The organism is Amycolatopsis thailandensis, assembly GCF_042723255.1.
GTDB classification, from domain to species: domain Bacteria; phylum Actinomycetota; class Actinomycetes; order Mycobacteriales; family Pseudonocardiaceae; genus Amycolatopsis; species Amycolatopsis thailandensis.
The window spans coordinates 50,724-54,826 of sequence record NZ_JBHXJK010000040.1 but is presented as its reverse complement, the minus strand read 5'-3'; the positions used below and the strand labels follow the sequence as shown (position 1 = coordinate 54,826).

General features: G+C 68.8%; 2 protein-coding genes. One reads left to right on the top strand and one right to left on the bottom strand.

Annotated elements, in window-relative coordinates; genetic code table 11:
- Positions 1-287: 287 nt before the first annotated feature.
- Positions 288-2,735 (top strand): DUF6493 family protein, encoded by a 2,448-nt coding sequence (locus ACFWMR_RS18130; RefSeq protein WP_378379176.1) that lies wholly within the window; start codon positions 288-290, stop codon positions 2,733-2,735.
- Here the strand turns inward: ACFWMR_RS18130 and ACFWMR_RS18125 are convergent.
- Positions 2,718-3,851, bottom strand: a complete 1,134-nt coding sequence (locus tag ACFWMR_RS18125) for an SWIM zinc finger family protein (protein ID WP_378379175.1) — start codon at positions 3,849-3,851, stop codon at positions 2,718-2,720. The two genes, ACFWMR_RS18130 and ACFWMR_RS18125, sit on opposite strands and share 18 nt — an antisense overlap.
- Between the last annotated feature and the right edge of the window lie 252 nt (positions 3,852-4,103).

Sequence of the window (4,103 nt, the reverse complement as noted above, 5' to 3'; positions counted from 1 at the left end):
CGGCCCCGGCCCCCCAACGACATTTCAGCCACACCGCCGCCCCCGATCGGGCTCCCCCCGACGCTCGATGCCGCCGGGCCCGCTGGGCCGGGATGGTCGTGATGCGAAAGCCACGTTCACAACCTTCAACGTTGCGAAAGTGGCTTTCACAACCCGCGCCGCGCTGCTCAAGGCCCTAACGGCCACATCCAGCGGCAAACGACGCAACGGACCCAGCACGTAACCAAATACCGGCCCACCAGATCCCGAATCGCCACGCTCGACCACCTTGAGGACACAATGGACCCGTGCACCTCGACGCGCTCCTCACCGGCCAACCCTCGGACGTCCTCACCCGGACACTCGAACTCTCCCGAGCCGAGCGAAAAGCCCTCGCCCCCGAACTCCTGGCCGCGTTCAAGGACAGCAGCGAGTTCGTCGAGATCGAACCCAACACCTACGGCGCCCGAAACCCCCTCAAGGGCCAGCAAGCCGCGACCGCGCTCTGGGCCGTCCTCCCCGCCGGCGACCCCCTGCTCCGCAGACTCTGGATCGCCTCACCCACGATCCTCGAACGCGTCCTGCAAGACCGACCCCTCGCCGAACGCAAGACCATCGCCCTCCGCATGATCGGCCATCAGACCGCCTGGGAAGCGATCCGCCGCATGACCCTCGACGGCGACCTCGAACCCATCCGCACCCCGGACTACTACTCGGGCTGGTTCCGCTGGGCCGGACGCTTCGGCGGAAAACCCCTCGCCGAACGGCTCCGCACCGAACCCGAAGCACTCACCGAACTCTGGGAACTCCTCGAACTCGAAGGCAACGGCGACGCCAGCTTCGCCGCCTTCGACAAGTACGTCCGCGACGAAGACAAGTGGTCCACCGCGCTACTCGAACTGACCACGACCGGCGACGTCGACCGCACCAGGCTGCTCGACCTCACCCTCGACATCCTCGCCCGCGACTTCGCCGCCTTCCGTGCCCAGTGGTACTCGGCCCTCCACGAAACGCTCGCCCCCACACCGGACGAGCGCGCCGCCGCCCAAAACCGCTATGCCCGGCTCTGCGGCAGCGGCCTCCCCCGCACCGTCTCCTTCGCCGTCAAAGCACTGTCCCTAGTGGACAAACAAGGCAACCTCGACGACGAAATCGCCCTCCAGCACCTCCCCGCCGCCGCAGCCGGACGCGGCGCCGCCACCGCCAAACTCGCCCTCAAACTCACCACCCGTATCGCCGACCGGCGTCCCGAACTCACCGACCTCGCCAACGAAGTCTTCGAAGCGGCACTCACCCACGAAGCCTCCGACGTCCGCGCCCTGGCCACCGCTCGACTCGGTGTCACCCCGGACGCACCGGCCGCCATCGCCGCCGCCGAATACCCGGAACCCGTGCGACCGCCGTGGGCACAGCGCACGATGCTGACCATCCCGCTCGACATCCCGGACACCCCGGCAGCCGTCGCCGAAGCCCTGTCCTCCCTTCTCGCCGACCCCGATCAAGCCGACCTCCTGCTGGCCGCCCTCGACGGCGCACACCGCGTCGCCGACGAACTCAAGGACGCCCTCAAACCACTGGTCAAACGCGCCACCAAGATCACGGGCGAGAAGTACCCCGCGGCCGTCCCCCACCTGATCGCCACCCTCGTCCTCGGCTTCAGCGGCCGCGACGTCGCCCACCCACCGCAGGTCGACGGCTGGCGACGCCCGCTCCACCACCGGGTCACCGCACTGCTGGAAGGCAACGCCCGCCCCGTCTCCGCGGCCACCCACCAGGGCGGCTGGCTCGACCCGGTCGTTTTCGTCACCCGCATGCTCGAACACCCCGAAGCGCCCGAGGACGACGTCGTCGACGCACAGCTCCGGCTCGCCCCGGACACCCGACCCGAAGCTCTCACCCTCGCCGCGAAACTCACCGGCCCGCACGCCGACACCATCCGCTACGCCCTCGGCGGACCGGCCATCGACGACACCGGCTGGACCGCACTCGCCGCCGCCCGCGCCCGCCACCCGGAATCCGCCGATCCCGCCGCCGCGCTCCACGGGAACCCCGGACCACCGATCACCTGGACAGCGAAAGTCGGCCCCACCGACTACGGCGTCACCTCGCTGGACGTCGAACAACAGCCCGAGGTCGTCGCGCCGAAGACCCCCTGGCTCGGGATACGTTTCGACGAAACGGATCACCAGTGGCTCGGCTTCACCGAATGCCACGAAGCCGTCTCCTCGCCCTACGACCGCGACCACCTCGAAGCCGCCGTCGCCGGAAACCTGTTCTACAACGACTACGAAGTCGGCTATCCCGTGGAGAAGGCCGCACTACCGCCCTTCCTGGACAGCCCTTCCATCCCCGGCCACCCCGGCACGACGCTCATCGCCACCACACTCGTGCTGAAACGCGCCACCTCGGCCCAGCTGGGCACGGACGCCGCACTGACGTTGCTGGACCGGCGGATGCTCGGGCCCCGCGCGCTCGGCGAAGCGCTGGGAATATTCGGCCCTCACCTCGTTCCGACAAGGCTGGCCTCCCGGCTTTCGGTCATCGCGAACGAACACCCGATCGCCATCTTGTCCACAGTGGACGCTTTGCTGCCGAAGCTGGAACCCTCGCACCGCGGCATCTTCGCCCTGCTCGAACTCGCCGCCGATCTGGTGGACCGAGGAGCGGGCACGATCAGCGCCGAAACGAAGGACTGGCTGACGGGCTTTAAGGGCAGTTCGAAAGCGGCGAAGGCGGCGTCACGCCTCGGCCGCTGACATCCTGGCCGCCAACACGTGGGAACACGGTCCTCGGCTCTCCTGATGCTTGGCCCACCAGGCACAGGTACAGCCCGCCGGGGACAACCGCACGCGCTGCACCGACCCGGAACGTGTGATCTCGTAGCCTCCGTCGGGCAACAAACGGACGGCGCCGGCCGCTACGAGCTCGCGCGCCTTCGCGAGCCTGCCGTTCGCCGGAGCACTTCCACTCGGCAGCTCCCGCGGGAACCAGGTGCCGTCGACGACGTCGTGACCGGCACGACCCGCTACGAGTCCAGGCGCGTCGAGACCGGCGGCCAAGGCGTTCAGCCAACCGCCTTCACCCGAGAATCCGCGGGAGGCCTCCGGGGACAGCGTCACGACGACCCGCGCTCGCTCCAACTGGAGCACCCAGCTCGCGACCTCACTGTCCGGTCGTGTGTAGACGGACAATCCTTGGGTGAATCGGATCAGCGGCTCGACCACCCGCAGCCGGTGCAGCCCGGACGCCGGGATCGAGTCCGGGCCGGGCCGCGAAGTCAACCGGAGTCCGCTCCCCGACGGCACGGCCCACGACCTGCCGACGGCGGTGGGCAGCCTGCGCAGAAAAGCCCGCGTTTCGAGCTTGCCCAGCTCCGCCGTCTTGACCGCGTTCGCCGTGACAGCGGCGACCTCGGCGAAGCCCGCCACCCAGCGATCCGGCAGCGGCACCCGCGACTCGTCGTTGTGACCGTCGAGCGTGCTCAGCTGGATTCCCTCGCCACGAACGGTCAGGTGCAACGGGTCCCGCGCCACGACCCCGGCCAGGATTGTCCGCGTCGCTTCGGACAGATCCACGTTCGTGCAGCCCTCGCCGGTACTACCCGTCTCCAGGAGATCGAGCCTCGCGTAAACCCCGCAGCACGGCGAGAAGGACTCGGCCCGCAGCGTCGTGCGGTCCGCCGTGAACACCGGATCGGACTCCGCGATGAGCCGGTTCACCATCGACGGCGGCATCCAGAATCGCGTGCGCGCGACCTTTCCCAGCACGAGAAGTGCCTGAGCCGCCTGTGCTCCTGGTTCGAGGAAGCCCTCGAAGAGCACCGGTGTCTGGACGTTCTCTTCCGCCGGTTCGAGCAGGATCTCGGTGATCACCGGCCAACCCTAGCCAGGGCTCCCGACATTCTTTGCGGATCTTGTTCTTCAATGTCGGAAAGTTGATCTTGCTGGTCGCCATGCCGTATAGGGCGTTATACATTTTTGACTCGGGACAACTGGAACCTTGTCGGGGGGGGGGGGGGGAAGCTTTAGTATTGTAGCGGGCGCCCGCGCCCCCCACCCCCCGGTGGTGGGGGGGGGGGGGGGCCCCCCCCCCGGGGGGGGGGGAGTGGGCGGGCCCCCACGGGG